The sequence below is a fragment of the Methylobacterium sp. CCH7-A2 genome, from assembly GCF_001557075.1.
In the GTDB taxonomy this organism is placed as follows: domain Bacteria; phylum Pseudomonadota; class Alphaproteobacteria; order Rhizobiales; family Beijerinckiaceae; genus Allobosea; species Allobosea massiliensis.
This window is the reverse complement of the sequence record NZ_LSKN01000279.1, coordinates 25,678-45,047: the sequence shown is the minus strand read 5'-3', so window position 1 is coordinate 45,047 and position 19,370 is coordinate 25,678. Positions and strand designations below refer to the sequence as shown.

The window sequence follows — 19,370 nt, the reverse complement described above, 5'->3', positions numbered from 1 at the left end:
AGTGGCGTTGCAGGAAGCGCGGGCCGAACAAGAAACGACAGAATCAATGGGCAGCGCCCTCGGTCCATCCACGCGAACGGGTTTCGAGACCCCGCTCCTCGTCGCCGCCGCCGCGCTCCTGGCCGGCGGCGCGGCCGGGGGTCTCGGTTATCAGGCTGCCCTCGGCCATCTCGACGCCGTTTCGCTGATCGGGCTCGGCGTTGCTGGGCTCGGCGCTATCGTTGCGTCCAGCTGGGCCGTTTCCCGTCGTATACACCATCCGATCCGGAGCTTGCGCGAGGCCGTTCTGCGCAGCGCCGCCGGTGAAAACGTTCCAGCTCCCTATCTCGACCGAGCCGACGCCATCGGCGATCTCGCCCGCCAGCTGCAGGCGCTTCAGGATGCGGGAGATGAATCCGCCCGTCTGCGCGCCGCGCTCGACGGCTGCCGCACCAGCATGATGGTTTGCGATGGCGAAGGCCGCGTCGTCTACGTTAACGCCGCGCTGTTGCGCTTCTTCGGCGAGGCGCAGGAGGATTTCCGCCTCGCCTTTCCGGGCTGTTCGGCGAAGGACATGCTCGGCCGCGTGATGGAGAGCGTGCAGGCGCGCGCGGGATTCCAGACCGGGACGCAGCCGCCGATCCGCTTCACGCTCGGGCGCCGCACGGTGTCGCTGTCGCTGACGCCGGTGAACCGGGCCGATGGGCACCGCCTCGGCACCGCCGTCGAATGGGACGAGACAACCGATGAGCTGACCGCCGCTGCGGAAGTGGCCGAGATCGTTGCAGCGGCGGTTGAAGGCGATTTCTCGCGCCGGGTGCCGCTCGCGGGGAAGTCCGACGCCTTGCAGCGCATCGCAGAGGGCATGAACGAGATCAACGCCGTGGTCGAAAGCGCGGTCGGCGAGTTTGCCGCCGTCGTCGGCGGACTGGCGGAGGGCGATCTGACCCGTCGCATGAACGGCAACTATCGCGGCCGCCTCGCCGAGCTGAAATCGGACCTGAATGCCGCTTTGGCGCATCTCGAAGAAACCGTCGCCACGATCCAGGGCACGGCCGGCCATGTCGCCCGCGCGGCTGCCGAGATCGACAGCGGTGCCGGCGACCTCGCGGAGCGGACCGAGCAGACCGCCGCCAATCTCGAGGAAACCGCCGCCACCACCGAGCAGCTCGCCGCGTCGGTGAAGCACAGCGCCGGGCGCTCGCGCGAGGCGACCGACCTCGCCAACGAGGCGATGGGCGTCGCGCAGGACGGCAAGGACGTCGTGTCCCAGGCCGTGGGCGCGATCGAGCGGATCGAGAGCTCCTCGGAGCGGATCTCCGAGATCGTCTCGGTGATCGACGACATCGCCTTCCAGACCAATCTGCTGGCGCTCAACGCGGCTGTCGAGGCTGCCCGCGCGGGCGATGCCGGGCGCGGCTTCGCGGTGGTCGCCTCGGAGGTGCGAGCACTCGCCCAGCGTTCGGGCCAGGCCGCCAAGGACATCAAGGGGCTGATCGTCAGCTCGAACGAACAGGTCGGGGAGGGCGTTCGCTTCGTGCGCTCGACCGGCGAGGCGCTGGAGCGGATCGTCACGGCGACCGGCAAGGTCTCGGCCACGATCGTCGAGATCTCGCAGGCCGCGGCCGAGCAGGCCCACGGCATCGAGGAGATGAGCCGCGCCGTCGCCCAGATGGACGAGACGACGCAGCAGAATTCGGCCTTGGCCGAGCAGAGCGCCACCTCGGCGACCGAGCTGATGAGCGAGATCGCGACGCTGCGGCGTCTGGTTTCGTTCTTCCGCGCGGACGGCGCGCCGGTGCCGCAGCCCGTGGCCGTCGCTGCGCGGGCTCCGGTGGAGACGCCGCGGGTGGCGAGGCCGGCGGCGCCGGTCCGACCGGCCGCGAAAACACACGAAACGCGCCGGCAGGAGCCGGCGACGAAAACCTGGCAGGAGCCACGCCGGCGTGTCGCCGGCGGCGGACGCGCCGATGACTGGGCGGAGTTCTAGTTCCATGTCGAGATCCAGTGCCGCGCTGGCTCAACCGCAACTGACCGACGTCACGCTGACGCGCGACGACATGGGCTTCATCTCCAAGCTCGTCTACGAGCATGCGGGCATCGTCATCCGCGAGCACAAGGAGGCGATGACACGCGGGCGCCTCGCCCGGCGCGTCAAGGCGCTCGGCCTACACTCCGTCGCGGAATACTGTGCCTATCTGAAGACGCCGCAGGCGGCGGATGAAATCCCGGAGCTGATCAACGCGGTCACGACCAACCACACCTCGTTCTTCCGCGAGCGGCACCATTTCGACCATCTGCGCAAGGATGTGCTGCCGCGGCTGGTGCAGGAGCGCAGCGGACGTCGGGGCCGCATCCGGATCTGGTGCTCGGCGGCGTCCTCCGGCGAGGAGCCCTACAGCATCGCCGCGGTCTCGCGCGACGTGCTCGGCAACCGCAGCGATGTCGACTTCAAGATCCTGGCGACTGACATCGACACCGACATCCTGGCCAAGGCCGAGGCCGCGGTCTATTCGCCGGACCAGTTCGACCGGCTGCCCTCCGATGTGAAGCCGCTGCTCAAGCTGGAGAACTCCAGCCGCGGCGAGGCGCGCATCAGCGAGGATCTGCGCCGGATGATCGCGTTCAAGCGGCTGAACCTGATCGAACGCTGGCCGATGAGCGGCCCCTTCGACGTGATCTTCTGCCGCAACGTCTTCATTTATTTCGACACGCAGACCAAGGCCTCCATCCTCGATCGCTTCGTCACGCTGCTCGCGCCGGGCGGGTTTCTCTATCTCGGCCATTCCGAATCGCTGCCCCAGCCCCACCCTCAACTCCGGCTGATCGGCCGCACGATCTATGAGAGACTGCCATGAGCGTCGCGCGTTCCTCCCGCCGCTATTTCGATCCGCGCTTCGAGGCGACCATCATCACGGTCGCGCCGGGCGAGCATGAAATCACCGCCGCCAAGGACGAGATCGTGGCGACGGTGCTGGGTTCCTGCGTCTCGGTCTGCATGCGCGATCCGCAGGCCGGGGTGGGTGGCCTCAACCACTTCCTGCTGCCGAAGAACAACGGCGCCTCCGACGCCAGCGCCGGCGAGCGCTATGGCGACACGGCGATGGAGGTCCTGATCAACGGGCTGTTGAAGCGCGGCGCCAGGCGAGGCAATCTGGAGGCCAAGGTCTTCGGCGGTGCCCGCGTTCTCTCCGGAGCGACGATGCTGGCGATCGGCGACGGCAACATCGCCTTCGTGACCGAGTTCCTCAATCGCGAGGGCATCCCGGTCGTCTCGAAGGATGTCGGCGGGACGCGCTCGCGGCGCATCCACTACCAGCCCTCGACGGGGCGGGCCTGGGTCCAGCACGTCCAGTCGACGGCGCGTGATCCTGAGCACCAGCAGGAAGTCGCGTATCTCAACCGGCTCAAGACGCAGCCCGTGGCGGGTGAAGTGGAGGTCTGGTGATGACGGGCATGACCCCTTCCGCCGGCAGTCCGGTCAAGGTTCTGGTCGTGGACGATTCCGTCCTGATGCAGAAGCTGATGACGCAGATCATCGACGGCGCGCCCGGCTTCAAGGTGATCGGCATCGCCGGCAGTGCCGAAGAGGGCTGGGACAAGATCCAGGAGCTTCGTCCCGACGTCGTGACGCTCGATCTCGAGCTGCCCGGCCGGCACGGCCTCAAGCTGCTGGCGCGCGTGCTCAAGCAGGATCCGCTGCCGGTGCTGATCGTCTCGGCTTTCGGCGGGCCCGGCGCCGACAACACGATTCAGGCGCTCGAACTCGGCGCGATCGACTTCATCGAGAAGCCGGACGGCACGACGCACACGCTCGAGGGCTTCATGAAGCATCTGGTGGGCGCGCTCCAGCGCGCCTCGGCCAGCCGCCGCATGTTCGCCTCGCGGCGCGAGAGCGCGCCCGCCCGGGTAGCGGCGCCGCGCGAGCCGGTAAGGGCAGGGGGCAAGGCCTCCTTCATCGCCATCGGCGCCTCGACCGGGGGCGTGCCGGCGGTGCAGGTGGTGATGCGCGATCTTGCGCATCTGCGCCTGCCGATCGCGGTCGTCCAGCACATGCCGCCGGGCTATACGGCGAAGTTCGCCGCGCGCCTGGCCACGGCCACGGGGCTCGACGTGCGCGAAGCGAGCGACGGGGACCGGCTGAAGCCCGGCATGGCGGTGGTCGCGCCCGGCGGGCCGCGCCATCTCGAGATCGAGGAGCGGCGCGGCGAGTTCGTCTGCGCCCTGCGCGAGGGGCCGCTGGTCAGCGGGCATTCGCCCTCGGTCGACGTGATGTTCCACTCGGTCGCGCGCAGCATCGGCCAGCATGCGATCGGCATCCTGCTGACGGGCATGGGCCGAGACGGCGCTGATGGTTTGTTAGCCATGCGCAAATCGGGCGCGGAGACGTTAATCCAAAGTGGGGAAACCTGTGTGGTAAACGGGATGCCGAAAGCGGCGTTCGAGATCGGTGCCGCCGACCGGGTTGTGGCCCTCGACCAGATCGGGGCCGCGGTGAGCAACCTGCTCGGCGAGCGGTCGCATCTGCGGTCCGCGTAAGGAGATCGTGATGAAGGCGAGAAGCGAGTACAGGATCCTCGTGGTCGACGACCAGAAGAGCATGCGCGGCCTCGCGACGTACTTCCTGAAGCAGATCGAGTTTCAGGACATCGACGAGGCCGAGAACGCGCGCGAAGCGCTGATGAAGATGCAGACGAAGCGCTATGATCTGCTTCTGCTCGACTGGAACATGGACGGCATGAGCGGCATCGATCTGCTGCGCGCCATCCGCTCCGTGCCGGAGCTGAACCAGATCAAGATCATCATGGCGACCTCGGAGCGCTCGGTCGACAAGATGGACGAGGCGACCTCAAACGGCGCCGACCATTACGTGGTGAAGCCCTATGAGTTGCGTGACCTCGAGGTCCGCGTGAAGAAGGTGCTGTCGCTGAGCAACTGAGCGGCGCCGGCCGGTTCTTCCGGCTTCGTCCGCTCGTCTGCGAACGAGACGAAACGTGCCCCGGGCCGAAAGGTCGCGGGGCACATCCGTTTTGGACCGGGCGACGTATAGGGCATGATCTGCAACGCCGGGTGGTGTAATGCCGCCCGCCAGCCAGGAGGGATCATGTCATGACCTTGCGGCGTCGAGAGGTTCTGGGGTGGCTGGCGGGAGCTTGTGCCCTGCCGGCAACGGCGGGCGGCGTCGCGGCCCAGGCGACAACCACGGCCTCCTCCTTCACCTTCACGCGCGCCGGCGGCGGCCGGATGCCGCTGGCGGATTACCGTGGCCGACCGGTGCTGATCGTCAACACCGCGACGAATTGCGGCTTCGCCGGGCAGTTCGCCTCGCTGGAACAGCTCTGGCAGCGCTATCGCGCCCGCGGCCTGATGCTGATCGCCGTGCCGAGCAATGATTTCGGCGGGCAGGAGCCGTTGGAGGGTGCCGCCATTGCCGAGGCCGCCCGCCAGACTCACGGGGCGACCTATGCCTTCGCCGAGAAGAGCGTGGTGAGGGGGCCCGACGCCCATCCCTTCTATCGCTGGGCCGCGGCCCAGCGCCCGAGCGAAACGCCGCGCTGGAACTTCCACAAATACCTGATCGGCCGCTCCGGCGAGCTGCTCGGCGGCTATTCCTCGATCACCGATCCGATCGGGCCGCAGCTGGTGCGCGCGATCGGCCAGGAGCTCCAGGCAGGCTGACGACGCAGACGGGACGAGCGCGGCGGACATGGGAGCGGGATAGGCGGCTGGCACCGATTTCGCTAAGCCGCGTCGTCGCCCCCGCCTGCCGCCGAGGTTTTCCATGTCCCGCATCGTGACCGTCGCCGCCGCCCAGCTCGGGCCGATCCAGAAGGCCGAGACGCGGGAGCAGGTCGTGGCGCGCATGCTCGCGCTGATGGACGAGGCGAAGGCCAAGGGCGCTGACCTCATCGTCTATCCGGAACTCGCGCTGACGACCTTCTTCCCGCGCTGGTACCATGAGGACCGTGCCGAGGCCGATGCCTGGTTCGAGGCGGCGATGCCCAACCCGGCGGTACAACCGCTGTTCGACCGCGCTCGCGCGCATGGCATGGGCATGAGCTTCGGCTATGCCGAGCTGACGCCCGAAGGACGGCATTTCAACAGCTCGATCCTGGTCGACAAGAGCGGCACCATCGTCGGCAAGTACCGCAAGATCCATCTGCCGGGCCATGTCGAGTACGATCCGACGCGGGCGCATCAGCATCTCGAGAAGCGCTATTTCGAGCCCGGCGATCTCGGCTTCCCGGTCTGGCGGACTATGGGCGGACTGATGGGCATGTGCATCTGCAACGACCGGCGCTGGCCCGAGACCTATCGCGTGATGGGGCTGCAGGGCGTCGAGATGATCGTCCTCGGCTTCAACACGCCCTCGGTCAACGGCCACAAGGCGAAGGAGGGGATGGCGCAGCGCCTGTTCCACCATCGCCTGTCGGTGCAGGCGGGCGCCTACCAGAATTCCTGCTGGGTCGTGGCGGTCGCCAAGGCCGGCAGCGAGGACGGCCACCATCTGATGGGGGGCACGCTGATCGTGAACCCCGACGGCGAGATCGTCGCCGAGCTGGAAGGCGAGGCCGACGGGGTGATCGTCCACGCCTGCGATCTCGACGATACCCGCTTCGGCAAGCAGACGATCTTCGACTTCAAGATGCACCGGCGGATCGAGCATTACGGGCCGATCACCGGCCAGGTCGGCGTGGTCGAGCCGGAGTGAACCGATGAGCGCCTTCACCGTCGCCTTTTCCGAACTCGCCCCGCGCGATCGCTACAAGCTGCTCTGCGCCAGCGTGACGCCGCGCCCGATCGCGCTCGTCACCAGTCTGTCGCCGGACGGCGTGGTGAATGCCGCGCCCTTCAGCTTCTTCAACGTCTTCTCGGAGGACCCGGCGCTGATCGTGCTCGGGCTGCAGCACCGGCCGGGCAACAATCCGAAAGACACGACCCGCAACATCGCCGGGGCGGGGGAATTCGTCGTCAACCTCGTCGATGAGGGGATGGCCGAGGCGATGAACATCTGCGCGGTCGATTTCCCGCCCGAGATCAGCGAGATCGATGCGGCGGGTCTGTCGCTGAAGCCCGGCGTCTCGGTCGGCGTGCCGCATATCGCGGAAGCGCCCTTCGCGCTCGAATGCCGCAAGACGATGTCGCTGGTGTTCTCGCCGACGCGCGAGATGCTGATCGGCGAGGTCGTCCGCATCCATGCCCGCGACGGCCTCGTCGATCCCGCGACGCTGCGCGTCAGCCTGGACGATTACAAGCCCGTCGGGCGGATGTTCGGCGACGGCTATGCGCGCCAGAACGACCGCTTCGACCTGACGCGCGGCACCTATGCGGAGTGGCTGGCGCAGCGCCAGGGTTGAGCCCGTCTTCGCGGGAGGCTGTCAGGCTTTCGGTTTCTGACCCGGCCGGAAGGCGACGATCACCGCCGGGTCGGTCTCCAGGTAGGGGCCCTCGATCAGGTCGATGCAGTAGGGGATCGCCGGCATGACCGCATCGAGGCATTCCGCGATGGCGCGCGGACGGCCGGGGAGATTGACGATCAGGCTGCGGCCGCGAATGCCGGCGGTCTGCCGCGAGAGGATCGCGGTCGGCACCTTGGCGAGACTGACCTGCCGCATCAATTCGCCGAAGCCGGGCATCGGCTTCTCGACGACATCCTCGGTCGCTTCCGGCGTGACGTCGCGCGGGGCAGGGCCGGTCCCGCCGGTGGTGACGATCAGGCAGCAGCCCTCGCTGTCCGCCAGCTCGATCAGGGTCTGCGCGATCAGGGCGCGGTCGTCGGGGATAACGCGGGCGACCGGCGCCCAGGGCGAGGTCAGCGCCTTCTCGAAATAGGCCCGGATGGCGGGGCCACCCTCGTCCTTGTAGATCCCGGCCGAGGCGCGGTCCGAAACCGTGACGATGCCGATTCTTATGCCGACGTCCATGTCCTGCCCTCCACTGCTGTCGGGCGCAGATGTGGCCGATCGCGATGCCTCACGCTACCGTTTTCGCCCGCTTCCGCTGCAGCTGAGTGCGAAGCGCGCGCAAGCCCTGGCGCAGGCGGGCTGCACCCTCCGGCAGGCCCGGCTCTGGCTCGCCCAGCCGGATCAGGGCATTGCCCATCTCCCGGCGCTCGCCCCAGACATAGGTGCCGGCATCGACCCCGTCGCCCGCACCGCTGTCGAAGACGGCGGGCGGCGTGCCGGCGAAATCCGCCTGCAGCATCGCGATCGTCAGGGCCCGTCCGGGGGAATGGCGCGCCTGCGTCTCGTCATAGGCGATCTTCAGGAAATGCCGGGTGCCGGCACTCTCGATCAGAAGGCCCATCGCCAGCGGCTGCCCGTCGAGCAGCAGTATGTCGAGCTGGAGTGCGTCGGTGGCGGCGAACTGCGCGGCCAGGCTGTCGAAATAGGCCTGCGCCTGCGGCAGCCTCGCGATTGCCGTTCCGGCTGCGCCCTTCCAGCCTGCGGCCTCCAGCGCCAGAAACTGCGGCAGCGCCTCGCGCGCCTCCACACCGCGCAGCCGTCGGAAGGCCAGCACGCCGTGTTTCCCGACAGCGCGGTACTGCTGCATTCGCTTCTTGTAGCTCTGGCCCAGAGCCCGGCGCAGATAGCGCTCGGCGTCGTCGCCGGCTTGCGGCAGCATCATCGGGCGCTGCCAGCGCTCGCTGGTCGAGAGGCGGCTGCCCGTGACGCGGCAGGCCTCCTGCAAGGCCGCGAAGCCGAAGCCTTGCAGCGGCAGCAATGGCAGGGCCAGGGTCCGGGGCAGGTCGGTCGCCGCCAGGACATGCCGCAGCATCGCCTGCATGGCGTCCTCGCCATGGTCGGCGTCGAGGACGGGGAGGGATGAGACCTCGTAGAGCGGCAGCAGCGGTGCCGTCAGAGCGGGGGCGAAGCCGGTGCGCCAGTCGCGCTGGCGGCGCAGCACCCAAAGGCCGGTCAGTCGCTCGGAGCCCAGCGCCTCGCTGAGCCAGGCCGCGAGAATGACGATGCGGTCCTCCGGCACGACGACGCGGGCGGCCGCGATCGCCGCCGGCGACATATGCGGGTTGGGTTCGCGCGAGCGGGCGGCCAACGCGGCGAAGGCCGCCGCATAGGCGGGATAATCGGCCGCGCCGATGCGCCTGACGACGATGCCGGAGGTCAAACCGAGCCGCCCTCGCGCCGGGGCCGGCCGAGTTCGCCACGCAGCGAGAGCACGAAGGCGATGACCTGCGCCGTGGCCCGGTAAAGCTCTTCCGGGATCTGGTCGTCGAGTTCGACCGCCGAAAGCGCCTGGGCCAGAACCGCATTTTCCTCCACCGCGACGCCATGGGCGCGCCCGGTCTCGACGATGCGCTCGGCCAGCTCGCCTCGGCCCTTGGCCGTGACGCGCGGCGCGCTCTCGCCGTCATATTCGAGAGCCACCGCGATCCGCGGGCGGGGGGGTATCGTCATGACAGGCGATCCAGAAACTGCCCGGCGGTGGGCTGGGCGATCCGTGGCTGGCCGGTGTGGATGTCGATGGCGCGGTTCTCGAAGCGCGCCTCGACGAGCGCGGCCTCAAGCCCAGGCGCGGCGCCGCGCAGCACGCGGCTGGTATCCTCGCGCTCGGCCCAGAGCGTGATGCCGACGCTGCGGCCCTGCAGCGTGACGATGCCCTGGAGCGGCCCGAGCGGCTCGACATCGAGCGCGAAGCGGACCCGCCAGAGCGGTCCTGCGGCAGCGTCCGTCTCCCGGCGCGGCGGCTCCCTCTCGATCTGGAGTGGCAGCATCGTTGTGCCCTGCTGAAGCGCGACCGGCAGTTCGGTCAGCCAGCGCTGCGGCTGCGCAGCCTCGGCGCGCGGCCCTTCCGCGGGCAGCGAGGCGTATTGGGACAGGGTGATCCGATCCAGCGCCGACTCGGTCTGCTCCAGCAGCGTGCGGACGACGTTCAGGGGCGTGTCGCCCCCGCCGAGGCTCGCTTCGGCGAGCGGAGGCGGGATGAGCGGGCCGTCGCGGCGCGGTGGCGGCGGCTTTGCCGGGGGCTCGCCCGTCGGCACGGGCAGGAGATCGGCCGGCAGCGCCCTGCCCGTCTTGGCAGGGAGTGCGGTCTCGGGCGGTGACAGCGCCTGCACCAGCGGAGCGAGACTGTCGCGCAGAGTCTGGAGATTGGTCTTGAGGTCGCCCTGTGGCGGCGGGGGACGGCCCTGCGCCTGCCGCGCCTCGAGAAAGAGGCCCGAGCCCTGAACCGCGGCCTTCAGCGCCGGCGCCGTGACGGGGCGGCGATCGATCGGCAGCGCCTGCGCGAGGACGCGCTCGACCAGGGTCAGGACCGGGCGTGGCAAGGCAAGGGCGACGTTGCCGGCGGACAAGGCGCGCATATTGGCGAGAAGCGGCGCGAGGCTGTCCTGGCCCGCCAGCGCCGGGCCGAGCAGCGGCCCGGCCTGGGCACGAGGAGATGCGGCCTGCAGTGTTGCAGGTGGGTCGGCGAGGGGCGACGCCGTGGTCGCCGCCACGGGAGCGGATCGAGCGGACAGGCCTTGGGGTGCAACCGAAGCCGCAGGGCCCGCAAGTGTCGCCGCTGCGGTTGCAGGCTGGTTACTGCCGGATGCGGGCACGCTCAGGCTCGGCGGTGCCTGCGATGTGCCGGGGGCCGGCTGCGGGGCGGGCGAGGGCGCGGAGAGAGAAGGGGGCGCTCCTGACTGCGTCTCGCCATGGACGGCCGGAAGGGCTGTCGGAGCGCTTTGCGGGCCGGCGGCGGGAGGCGGACGGACCTCCACCAGCGTCGCCTGCAGGGCGGCAGGGGTGCGGCCGTTCGGCGGCGCCGGGTCGAACCTCAGGACGAGCGTCGCACCGGGCTGCAGAGTGGCCTGCCTGGCGACCGGGCCGGAGAGGACGAGCGAGAAGGTCTCCTGGCCGAGCTGGGCGGTCGCCGTGCCGTCGCCCGCCAGCGCGAGCAGCCGCGCCTCCACCGTCCGACCCGCGACGAGGCCGGAGGCGGGCGCGAGCGCCTGCAGCAGCGTGGCCAGCGACTGGCTCTGGGCGAGGGTGGCGAGGTTCATCGGCTCCGGCCATCGGGTCGAGCGCGAGCGTGGCACGAAAGGTTAAGCATTTCCTTGCACTTGGCCGGGGGCTTCCGCTGCCGTCGGGCTTGCGCTCGCGTGCCTTGCAGGGCGCGGCTGCACGCAGCGTGCTGGCGGGAGGGGCGGGGCTGGGGCAGGCTGCCCGCAGGCCCGGATCGTCGGCGGGCCGATCGCCTGAAGGGAGCGTTTCGATGGAATATCGCCAGCTCGGCCGGTCCGGCCTCAAGGTGTCGCCGATCTGCCTGGGCACGATGATGTTCGGCGGCGCCACCGACGAGGTCGCCTCCCGCGCCATCGTCGATCACGCCCGCGAGGCCGGCATCAACTTCATCGACACGGCCGACGCCTACAGCGACGGCCGCTCCGAGGAGATCACCGGGCGGGCGATCGCCGCGCAGCGGCACGACTGGGTGCTGGCGACCAAGGTCGCCAATCCGATGGGTGCCGGCCCCAACCGCGCCGGGCTTTCGCGCAAATGGCTGATCCAGGCCTGCGACGACAGCCTGCGCCGGCTCGGCACCGACTTCATCGACATCTACTATCTGCACAAGGAAGATCATGCGACGCCACTGGCGGAAACGGTCCGCGCGATCGGTGATCTCGTGCGGCAGGGCAAGATCCGGCATTTCGGCGTGTCGAACTACCGCTCCTGGCGGGTCGCCGAGATCTGCCGGCTTTGCGACGAACTCGGGATCGACCGGCCGGTCGTCAGCCAACCCTATTACAACGCGATGAACCGCATGCCCGAGGTCGAGCACCTCCCGGCCTGCGGCTATTACGGGCTCGGCGTCGCGTCCTACTCGCCCCTGGCGCGGGGCGTGCTGACGGGCAAATACGCCCCCGGCGAGGCGCCGCAGCAGGGCACACGCGCCGCGCGGGGCGACAAGCGCATCCTGCAGACGGAATGGCGCGAGGAAAGCCTCGTGATCGCGCAGACAATCAAGCAGCATGCCGAGGCGCGCGGCATGACCACGATCCAGTTCGCAGTGGGCTGGGTGCTGAACAACCGCTTCCTGACGGCCGCCATCGCCGGCCCGCGCACGCTCGAGCAGTGGCAGGCCTATCTGGCGGCGCTCGACATCACTTTCACGCCCGAGGACGAGGCGCTGATCGACCGTCTGGTGCCGGCGGGCCACCCCTCGACGCCGGGCTACAGCGACCCCGCCTACCCGATCGAGGGGCGGCCGACGCGCACGGCTGCGTGAGCGGGCGGCCCGGCATTTGCCTTGTCGCTGTGTCGCACCTAACTGAGCGCGGTCGCGCCGGCTGAGGGCGCAGGCGGGAGGTGCGGAATGGCGGCCGAAGGACTCACGGGCGATCTGATCAAGGTGGTGAGCCTGCTGGGTGCCGGCGTGGTCGCCGTGCCGCTGTTCCGGCGGCTCGGGCTCGGCTCCGTGCTGGGCTATTTCACCGCCGGCCTCGCCATCGGCCCCTATGGCGTGGGCCTGTTTCCGAACCCCGAATCCGTGCTGCACGTCGCCGAACTCGGCGTGGTGATGTTCCTCTTCATCATCGGGCTCGAGATGCAGCCCTCACGATTGTGGAACTTGCGGCGCGAGATTTTCGGCCTCGGCGTGTCGCAGGTGGTCCTCTGCGGCACTTTGTTGACAGGCGTCGGCTATGCCTATGGCCTGCCGCTGCCGGCCGCCTTCATTGCCGGAATGGGCTTCGTCCTGTCATCCACCGCGGTCGTCATGCAGATGCTGAACGAGCGCGGCGAAAGTTCGACGCCGCAGGGCCAGCAGGCGGTCTCGATCCTGCTGCTGGAGGATCTCGCCATCGTGCCGTTGCTGGCGGTGGTGGCGCTGTTGGCGCCGGCCTCCTCGGCGCAGAGCAATGGCTGGCTCTCGGTCGGCATCGCGGCGGCCGCCGTCGCCGGGCTCGTCATCGCTGGGCGCTATCTGCTGAATCCGATGTTCCGTCTGCTGGCGCTCGCCCATGCGCGCGAGGTGATGACGGCCGCCGCGCTGCTGGTCGTGCTCGGCTCGGCGCTGACGATGCAGCTCAGCGGGCTCTCCATGGCGATGGGTGCCTTCCTCGCCGGTGTGCTGCTCTCGGAGTCGAGCTTCCGGCATCAGCTCGAGGCCGATATCGAGCCTTTCCGCGGCATCCTGCTCGGGTTGTTCTTCCTGGCCGTCGGCATGTCGCTCGATCTCGGCGTCATCGCCCGCAACTGGATGCTGATCGGCTTTGCCGTGATCGCCTTCATGAGCGTCAAGGCACTCGGCATCTTCATCGTCGCCAAGGTGTCCGGTTCGCGGACGCGCGAGGCGGTGACGCGGGTCGCGCTGTTCTCGCAGGGCGGCGAGTTCGCCTTCGTGCTCTACTCGGCCGCCGCCTCGGCCGGCATCTTCGATGCCCAGACCAATGCGGTGGCGAGCGCCACGGTCATCCTCTCGATGGCGCTGACGCCGCTGCTGGTGCTGGCGCTCGACCGCTTTCTGCCGCCGGAGGAGACCTCTCTCGACGGCGTCGACCTCGCCGACGGGCTCAATGGCCGCGCGCTGATCATCGGTTTCGGCCGCTTCGGTCAGGTTGCCTCGCAGGCCCTGCTCGCGCGGGGTTTCAGCGTCTCGATCATCGAGGTCGATGTCGAACTGATCCAGGCGGCGGCCGGTTTCGGCTTCAAAGTGCATTACGGCGACGGCACGCGGCCCGAGATCCTGCATGCGTCGGGGGCCGAGCGGGCCGAGGCGATCCTGGTCTGCGTCGATGACCGGGAGACCAGCAACCGCATCGTCGCCGTGGCGCAGGAGGCGTTCCCGCACGCCAAACTGTTCGTTCGCGCCTATGATCGCGGTCATGCGATGGATCTGATCCGGGCCGGGGTCGAGTACCAGATCCGCGAAACCTTCGAATCGGCCATGTCCTTCGGCACGGCGGTGCTGCTCGGCATGGGCGTGCCGGAGCAGGAGGCGGCCGAGATCGCCGAGGACGTCCGCAGGCGCGATGCGGAGCGCCTCGACCTTCAGGTCGCCAGCGACATCTATGCTGGCGTCAGCCTGATCCGTGGCAATGCGCCGGTGCCGGCTCCGCTGACCAAGCCGAAGACCGCCGGCAAGATCCACGGCAACGTCCCGGACGATCTCGGCGACATCTGAGAGGGTGGGATCAGTTCCCCGGTAGCACGATCATCGTCGGCCGGGCCGGGAGTCCCGCCTTCGTCACCGTGATCACCGGCTGATCGCGCCGCTCGATCGGCCAGTTGTCCTGAGAGCGGGCGAGGAAGCCGCTGAGCGTGCTGCCGCCGAAGAAGTGCATCGGGATCATCACCCGCGCCTGCAGCGATTTCAGCACCTCGAGCATGCCTTCCTGGTCGAGGGTGTAGCTGCCGTCGACCGGGAAGAGCACGACGTCGACCCGGCCGAGCGCGCGCAGATGGCCGGGTTCCAGCGGGTGATGCAGATGGCCGAGATGGGCGATGCAGAGCTCGCCGATCTCGAAGACGAAGATCGAGTTGCCGTCGAAATCGGTCGAGCCGGAATAGGAGCGGATATTGGTCGGCACGTTGCGAACGCGCAGATCGGCCATGGTCACGTCGTGCTTCGCCGCGCCGCGGCCGGTGGGGTCCCAGCCCGGCAGCACCTGTTTGATGCCGGGATCGGGGTTGCGCGAGTAATGCGTCGAATGGGCCTTGTTCATCGTGGCGACGTCGGGCGTCACCTGCGGCCGGACATAGTCGTTGTAGTCGGTCGCGATCTTCACCCCGGCAGGCGTCTCGATCAGGAAGGTGGCGTGGCCGACGAAGGTGATGCGCACCTCGTCCTTGCCGAGGGCGGCGAGCGTCAGATTGGCCCGATGGACGGGGAGTCCGAGCGAGGCCATCTCCGGTCGGCAGCCCGGCTCGTCGGACTGGGCGCGGGAGGGGGATGGCAGGAGCAGAACCGTCGCGGCCAGGGCGAGAAGCCCGTTGCGAACCGTTCTCCAGGATCTCGTCCAGCCCCGCATCGCCGCTCTCCCAACCTTCGGCCCCGCCAGTGTGATGCACGGTCCGGGCCGAAGGAAAGGGAGGTTGGCCGCCGCTGGCGCGTTTGTGAAAGGCCGCGGCGGCGCCGTCGTTACTGCTTGGCGAGGCCGAGATCCTTCAGCACGCCATTGCCACGCTCGGTGAAGGTCTTGGCATAGGCGGCGAACTCGCCGGGCTTGTCCCAGACGGGGGTGATGCCGCGATCGGCCATCGCCTTGCGGACCTCGGGGCGTTGCATCGTGCGTTCGGCCGCCTCGAACAGGATCTTGCGGCGGTCGGCCGGGATTCCCTTCGGGGCGGCCAGCGCGAACCAGTTCTGATAGGTCCAGTCCAGCCCGGCCTCCTTGGCGCTCGGCACATCCGGGAAGTTCGGGTGGCGTTCTTCGGTCATCAGCAGGATGGTGCGGACGCGGCCGGCATCGAGCATCGCCTTGGCCTCGATCGGCGAGCCGGTGAAGACGCTGATGCCGCCGGAGGCGAGGTCCTGCAGGGCTGGTGCGCCGCCATTGCTCGGCACCCAGCGAACGGCGTCGGGCGCGATGCCCGCCGATTTGAGCAGGCCGCCCGAGGCGATGTGCCAGGAGCCGCCGACGCCGGTGCCCGAGGCCATGAAGGTGCCCTTGGGATTCTCCTTGACTGCCTTGATGTAATCGGCCGCCGTCTTGATCGGGCTGTCGGCCTTGACCGTCACGCCGGCCGGAATGAGCGAGACGCGCGAGAAGGAATCGACGCTGTCGATGGTGATGTCGCCGAGACCGAGCGTCTTGAAGAAGGAGATCTCGGGGCTGATGCCGCCGACGGTGTAGCCGTCAGGCGTGGCGGTGGCGATCGCGGTGTGGCCGGTCAGCCCGCCGCCGCCGGTGCGGTTGACGACGTTGACCGGCTGCTTCAGCTCGGCCTCGTAGCCGGCGGCGAAGATGCGCATGACCGCGTCCATGCCGCCGCCCGCGGCCCATGGCACGATGAGCTGAACCGGACGATCCGGAAAGGCCCAGGACGGGCCGGCGACAGCGAGCAGGGCGGCCGCGCCGAGCGCAGCCTTGACGATGATCTTCATGGTCCCTCCCCAGGGATGGCCGCCGGCTTGGTCCGGCTGGTCCTGACAGGAGATTAGACTGCTTTGCGGCCGGCCATCAAGATATGCTGCATACAGTGTTCAGGCTGCGGGCGTCCCGGTGATGGCAGCCCGTCCGTGCCGCTCATCGAAGGCCGATGGAACCGCAGCCGCTTCCCAAGGCTCGTCAGTGATAGCGGTTGAAAGAGTAGCGGCGGACGGTCCGGGCCATGGCGAGCATCTCGCCGCAGGTCGCGGTCCTGCCCCCGCGCGTCTCGCGGATACTCTCGCTAACTGCCCATAGGGCGGGGCATGCCCGCCTCATTCGATCGATGGCTTCATAAGGGCGACGATCGTCGACCGCGTCATCGTCGAGGGGTGCAAATGGTTCGGCGTCATGATCCGCAATCTCGGCCAGGGTTCGCTCGGGTTCGACGCCCTTCAGGCCAGCGTACAGATCATCCGCCACCTCCACGGGCTGCCCGCACTCAACAGCCGCCAGCAGGGCAGCGATCGGCCAGCTCGGAGGCTCGTCGGCGGCGCCGAGGAAGGCGGCCAGCTCTGTCTCCTCCAGCCGCGCCCGGACGATCCTGTAGACATTGATCATCCGCTTGACGGCACGAGGGCTTTTGGCGGCAAGTGCACCGATTTCTGGGCTGGCGAGGAAGTCGATCTCGGCCTGGGTCAGCTTCACGGTGGCGAGCGCCAGGTCGAGTGCTTCCGCATCGGAACTGTCGCTGAAGTCCTTCATGTCGGCAAACAGATCAGCCACCGGTTCGGCGTCTGGCTCGTCCTCGGGCTCCGCCTCGCGCTTCGGGCGCCTGGTTGCGCCTCCCGTCGATGGCGTGGGGCCGACTGCTTCGCGGTTGGCCTCGAGCAGGCCACGCACATAGGCCGCGTAGCTCGCATTTTCGCCCTCGGTCGCGAGGGGGCGGAGCCAGAACGGCAGCTGGAAGATCTTCTCGAGATAGTCGATCGCTCGTTTGCGGCGGGCCATCTCGGCCCGCTGCCGGGCCTTCTCCCGCTCCTCCGCCGTAGCGCTATCTGGAAGATCCTCGATCGGGATGACGAACTGGCGGGCGACCGCCTCCTCGACCCAGCGCACATCGACACCGACAATCACGACGAAGAGCTGGAAGGCGAGCAGCAGGTGGATCGCCTGCAGCACGTCGTAGACCTGCGCATGGGTGCAGCGGTCGAGATCGTCGATGTAGAGCACGATGCGATCGGGAACCGCGCCGTCATTCGCCTCTCCGGCCCGGCGCTTCCGGCGCTCTTCCTTGACCACTTCCTCGACGGAGTGGAACAGACGTCTGGCGCGGCTGATCAGGCCGATCTGCGCGCCCACCGCCTTGGTCTCGGGGTCGTCCTCGATGATGTAGTGCAGGAGGCGCGGCGGGCTGGTGGCCCCATCGGCATCGACATAGCGGGTCAGGGCCTGTTGCGCGCGCTCCATGGCGTCGCGGCGCGCCCTGGCTTCGGCCGCGGCCTGCTTCAGTTCCGTTTCCCGCGCGAGAAGCTCCTTCAATCTGTCCTTCGTCAGGCTGTCGAGCTTTCCGGCGAAATCGGCGGTGCTCCTTGCAATCCCTGCGACGATCCGGATCGCCGGCAGCACCGCGCCCGAGACCGAGGCCACGGCCCCGACCCAGCCCCAGAAGCCGAACCGGGTCAGCCAGCTCGTCGCATCCGCCTTGTCGGTCGTTGCCCAGCCCGCAATTGCGGCGGCCATAAAAGCCAGGGCCACCAGCATCAGGGCAACACGCCAGCCCCGCGCCATCACGACCGCTGCGATCGTCTTCAACTGGCCGCCGATGGTCTGCACGTCCCGGGCGACGCCGACGAAATCGTCGATGCCCTTCGAGGGATCGTCCTGATAGGCGCGCCGCCCGAGCTCGGCCAGATCGGATTTGTGCTTTTCATAGGCGCTGCCGATCGCATCAATCAGGGTCTGCGAGAGAGCGTCGCGCTGCCCGGCCGGCACGGCCGCGACAGCCCTGTCGCGGGCTTTTTGCGCATCGATGAGCGTGCGTTCGCTTTCGTTCAGCGCTTCGCGCGTCGCGGTCAGGGTGCTCGCCAGATTGTGGACATGGGCATTGACCCGCTCGACGAGCCGCGCGTGGAGATTGCGTCCCTGCCGCTCCGAGCCCCCCGCTCGCAGTTGATCGAAGAACTCCGCCGTCAGGCTGGCCCAGAGATTGGCATCGGCATAGTGCCAGGCGTTGAAGCGGATCTGGACGACGTTCTCGACGAAGCGTGTCCCGGGCTGCGCACCCGCTTCCCCATAGGCGGGATCGCTCGCCCGTCTGAGCCGTGCCGCGCGCTCGTTGGCGGTCAGCTGGCCGATCTCGCGCTGCAATCGCTCCATGAAGCTCGATTTGCCCGAGCCCCATTCCCCGAACAGCCCGATGGAAAGGGGCGTCGTCGCCTCTTCGACACAGATCAGCCGGGCGAAGGCGGACACGTCGGGCCCGATGCCGAGCGGGTCCGCGTCGCTGGTCGACGCGCGATCGGCGTCGAAACCCGGATAGGCGTCTGGTTTCGCTCCTTCGGGCACAAGCGCGCCGAGCGCTGCCCAGGCTGTGCCCGGCGTCTTCAGGAAGCGCGACCAGATCTCGACATTCTCCCCGATCTCGGGCGTCTCGAGGATGCGCTCGATCAGGCTTTCGCGAAGGGCCAACAGATCGAGCCCGATCGCGAGAGCCTCCTTGCGCATCTCGCGGACAACGGCCCGATCCGGAGAATCGAGGGCGGCTACGATCAGATGGCGCGCATCGAAGCGCGACCGGCCGACCGTCGCTTTCGCCAGCTCCACCGCCATCCGGATCGCGCGTGAAGCCGCCTCCCGCAGCATGATGCCGCGATGGGGCGAGGCCAGCCTTGTGGTGGTGCCGTAGGACGCGATCGTTTCGGCGCGAACACCCTGCGCCTCCGCGAAGTCGACGAGCCACCGCGGTGCGGACCATGTGCCGGGCGGCTGCGTCACGCCCACCGCGACGGCCGCCTGCAGGATCAGCATCACGCCGATGGTGGCGGCATCTTCGCCGTCGCGGCGGATGGCCCGATCTCCCGCCGCTCGCAGGATTTCGCGGGCGGCGTCGGAATGAGCGAGACGGAGCGCCTCGGTCAGAGAGATCGGAGCCGCGAGATCCGGTGACGGCGCCGATGTGGATGACTCTCCGGCGGCCTGATCCGCCCGCCGCCGGGGGCTTGAAGGCTGAGGCCGGTCGTCGGGATCAGGCGGGGCGGATGCGTCCGGGATTGATGCCGGCTGTGGCTCGGGCCGGGGCGGCCGATGGTCCGCTCCCGTATCGGGTGGAGGGATCTGGTCGGATCGAAAGGGCGTCGAA

Annotated in this window: 17 protein-coding genes; 10 read left to right on the top strand and 7 right to left on the bottom strand. The window is 68.8% G+C overall.

Annotation, left to right across the window (positions count from 1 at the left end):
- The first annotated feature begins 46 nt into the window (after positions 1–46).
- From AX750_RS20395 to AX750_RS20360, 8 genes are all read left to right on the top strand, one after another.
- Positions 47–1,969, top strand: a complete 1,923-nt coding sequence (locus tag AX750_RS20395) for a methyl-accepting chemotaxis protein (RefSeq protein WP_066722091.1) — start codon at positions 47–49, stop codon at positions 1,967–1,969.
- A 4-nt stretch (positions 1,970–1,973) separates the two neighbouring features.
- The gene (locus tag AX750_RS20390; RefSeq protein WP_066722093.1) at positions 1,974–2,837 is read left to right on the top strand and encodes a protein-glutamate O-methyltransferase CheR; all 864 of its coding nucleotides are present in this window, start codon (positions 1,974–1,976) and stop codon (positions 2,835–2,837) included.
- Positions 2,834–3,427, top strand: a complete 594-nt coding sequence (locus tag AX750_RS20385) for a hypothetical protein (RefSeq protein WP_066722095.1) — start codon at positions 2,834–2,836, stop codon at positions 3,425–3,427. Before AX750_RS20390 ends, AX750_RS20385 begins: the two co-directional genes overlap by 4 nt.
- Positions 3,427–4,518 (top strand): chemotaxis-specific protein-glutamate methyltransferase CheB, encoded by a 1,092-nt coding sequence (cheB, locus tag AX750_RS20380; protein ID WP_066722097.1) that lies wholly within the window; start codon positions 3,427–3,429, stop codon positions 4,516–4,518. The genes AX750_RS20385 and cheB overlap by 1 nt, the downstream gene beginning before the upstream one ends.
- Positions 4,519–4,528: 10 nt before the next feature.
- Positions 4,529–4,918 (top strand): response regulator, encoded by a 390-nt coding sequence (locus tag AX750_RS20375; RefSeq protein ID WP_066722099.1) that lies wholly within the window; start codon positions 4,529–4,531, stop codon positions 4,916–4,918.
- Between the two features lie 170 nt (positions 4,919–5,088).
- On the top strand, positions 5,089–5,658 hold the full coding sequence (locus AX750_RS20370) for a glutathione peroxidase (protein ID WP_066722104.1): 570 nt from the start codon (positions 5,089–5,091) through the stop codon (positions 5,656–5,658).
- A 103-nt stretch (positions 5,659–5,761) separates the two neighbouring features.
- Entirely contained in the window at positions 5,762–6,691 is a 930-nt protein-coding gene (locus AX750_RS20365; protein ID WP_066722106.1) for an N-carbamoyl-D-amino-acid hydrolase, read from the top strand.
- Between the two features lie 4 nt (positions 6,692–6,695).
- Entirely contained in the window at positions 6,696–7,337 is a 642-nt protein-coding gene (locus tag AX750_RS20360; RefSeq protein ID WP_066722108.1) for a flavin reductase family protein, read from the top strand.
- 21 nt (positions 7,338–7,358) lie between these two features.
- Here the strand turns inward: AX750_RS20360 and mog are convergent, their stop codons facing one another.
- From mog to AX750_RS20340, 4 genes are read right to left on the bottom strand one after another with little or no spacing between them, the layout of a single operon-like run.
- Entirely contained in the window at positions 7,359–7,904 is a 546-nt protein-coding gene (gene mog / locus AX750_RS20355; protein WP_066722110.1) for a molybdopterin adenylyltransferase, read from the bottom strand.
- 49 nt (positions 7,905–7,953) lie between these two features.
- Positions 7,954–9,105, bottom strand: coding sequence for a GNAT family N-acetyltransferase (locus AX750_RS20350; protein WP_066722112.1), 1,152 nt, complete (start codon positions 9,103–9,105; stop codon positions 7,954–7,956).
- Entirely contained in the window at positions 9,102–9,395 is a 294-nt protein-coding gene (locus tag AX750_RS20345; RefSeq protein ID WP_066722114.1) for an EscU/YscU/HrcU family type III secretion system export apparatus switch protein, read from the bottom strand. The genes AX750_RS20350 and AX750_RS20345 overlap by 4 nt, the downstream gene beginning before the upstream one ends.
- Positions 9,392–10,981 (bottom strand): flagellar hook-length control protein FliK, encoded by a 1,590-nt coding sequence (locus tag AX750_RS20340; protein ID WP_066722116.1) that lies wholly within the window; start codon positions 10,979–10,981, stop codon positions 9,392–9,394. The genes AX750_RS20345 and AX750_RS20340 overlap by 4 nt, the downstream gene beginning before the upstream one ends.
- Before the next feature lie 212 nt (positions 10,982–11,193).
- Here AX750_RS20340 and AX750_RS20335 point away from each other — a divergent pair, with 212 nt between their 5' ends.
- Entirely contained in the window at positions 11,194–12,207 is a 1,014-nt protein-coding gene (locus AX750_RS20335) for an aldo/keto reductase (RefSeq protein ID WP_066722118.1), read from the top strand.
- Between the two features lie 87 nt (positions 12,208–12,294).
- Positions 12,295–14,103, top strand: a complete 1,809-nt coding sequence (locus AX750_RS20330; RefSeq protein WP_066722120.1) for a monovalent cation:proton antiporter-2 (CPA2) family protein — start codon at positions 12,295–12,297, stop codon at positions 14,101–14,103.
- Positions 14,104–14,113: 10 nt separating this feature from the next.
- Here the strand turns inward: AX750_RS20330 and AX750_RS20325 are convergent, their stop codons facing one another.
- The 3 genes from AX750_RS20325 to AX750_RS20315 form a co-directional block, all read right to left on the bottom strand.
- A complete protein-coding gene (locus tag AX750_RS20325; protein WP_066722122.1) occupies positions 14,114–14,950 on the bottom strand; it encodes an MBL fold metallo-hydrolase in 837 nt (278 codons plus the stop codon).
- Between the two features lie 110 nt (positions 14,951–15,060).
- On the bottom strand, positions 15,061–16,026 hold the full coding sequence (locus AX750_RS20320) for a tripartite tricarboxylate transporter substrate binding protein (protein WP_066722123.1): 966 nt from the start codon (positions 16,024–16,026) through the stop codon (positions 15,061–15,063).
- 184 nt (positions 16,027–16,210) lie between these two features.
- Positions 16,211–19,039, bottom strand: a complete 2,829-nt coding sequence (locus AX750_RS20315; protein WP_066722125.1) for a P-loop NTPase fold protein — start codon at positions 19,037–19,039, stop codon at positions 16,211–16,213.
- Positions 19,040–19,370: the final 331 nt, after the last annotated feature.

Excerpts from the sequence above, each read along its gene's own strand:
- AX750_RS20330 (WP_066722120.1), top strand. The coding sequence starts at position 12,295 with ATGGCGGCCGAAGGACTCACGGGCGATCTGATCAAGGTGGTGAGCCTG.
- AX750_RS20390 (WP_066722093.1), top strand. The coding sequence starts at position 1,974 with ATGTCGAGATCCAGTGCCGCGCTGGCTCAACCGCAACTGACCGACGTC.
- AX750_RS20375 (WP_066722099.1), top strand. The coding sequence starts at position 4,529 with ATGAAGGCGAGAAGCGAGTACAGGATCCTCGTGGTCGACGACCAGAAG.
- AX750_RS20395 (WP_066722091.1), top strand. The coding sequence starts at position 47 with ATGGGCAGCGCCCTCGGTCCATCCACGCGAACGGGTTTCGAGACCCCG.
- mog (WP_066722110.1), bottom strand. The coding sequence starts at position 7,904 with ATGGACGTCGGCATAAGAATCGGCATCGTCACGGTTTCGGACCGCGCC.
- AX750_RS20335 (WP_066722118.1), top strand. The coding sequence starts at position 11,194 with ATGGAATATCGCCAGCTCGGCCGGTCCGGCCTCAAGGTGTCGCCGATC.
- AX750_RS20365 (WP_066722106.1), top strand. The coding sequence starts at position 5,762 with ATGTCCCGCATCGTGACCGTCGCCGCCGCCCAGCTCGGGCCGATCCAG.
- AX750_RS20340 (WP_066722116.1), bottom strand. The coding sequence starts at position 10,981 with ATGAACCTCGCCACCCTCGCCCAGAGCCAGTCGCTGGCCACGCTGCTG.
- AX750_RS20385 (WP_066722095.1), top strand. The coding sequence starts at position 2,834 with ATGAGCGTCGCGCGTTCCTCCCGCCGCTATTTCGATCCGCGCTTCGAG.
- AX750_RS20370 (WP_066722104.1), top strand. The coding sequence starts at position 5,089 with ATGACCTTGCGGCGTCGAGAGGTTCTGGGGTGGCTGGCGGGAGCTTGT.
- AX750_RS20360 (WP_066722108.1), top strand. The coding sequence starts at position 6,696 with ATGAGCGCCTTCACCGTCGCCTTTTCCGAACTCGCCCCGCGCGATCGC.
- AX750_RS20315 (WP_066722125.1), bottom strand. The coding sequence starts at position 19,039 with ATGCTGATCCTGCAGGCGGCCGTCGCGGTGGGCGTGACGCAGCCGCCC.
- AX750_RS20320 (WP_066722123.1), bottom strand. The coding sequence starts at position 16,026 with ATGAAGATCATCGTCAAGGCTGCGCTCGGCGCGGCCGCCCTGCTCGCT.
- cheB (WP_066722097.1), top strand. The coding sequence starts at position 3,427 with ATGACGGGCATGACCCCTTCCGCCGGCAGTCCGGTCAAGGTTCTGGTC.
- AX750_RS20325 (WP_066722122.1), bottom strand. The coding sequence starts at position 14,950 with ATGCGGGGCTGGACGAGATCCTGGAGAACGGTTCGCAACGGGCTTCTC.
- AX750_RS20345 (WP_066722114.1), bottom strand. The coding sequence starts at position 9,395 with ATGACGATACCCCCCCGCCCGCGGATCGCGGTGGCTCTCGAATATGAC.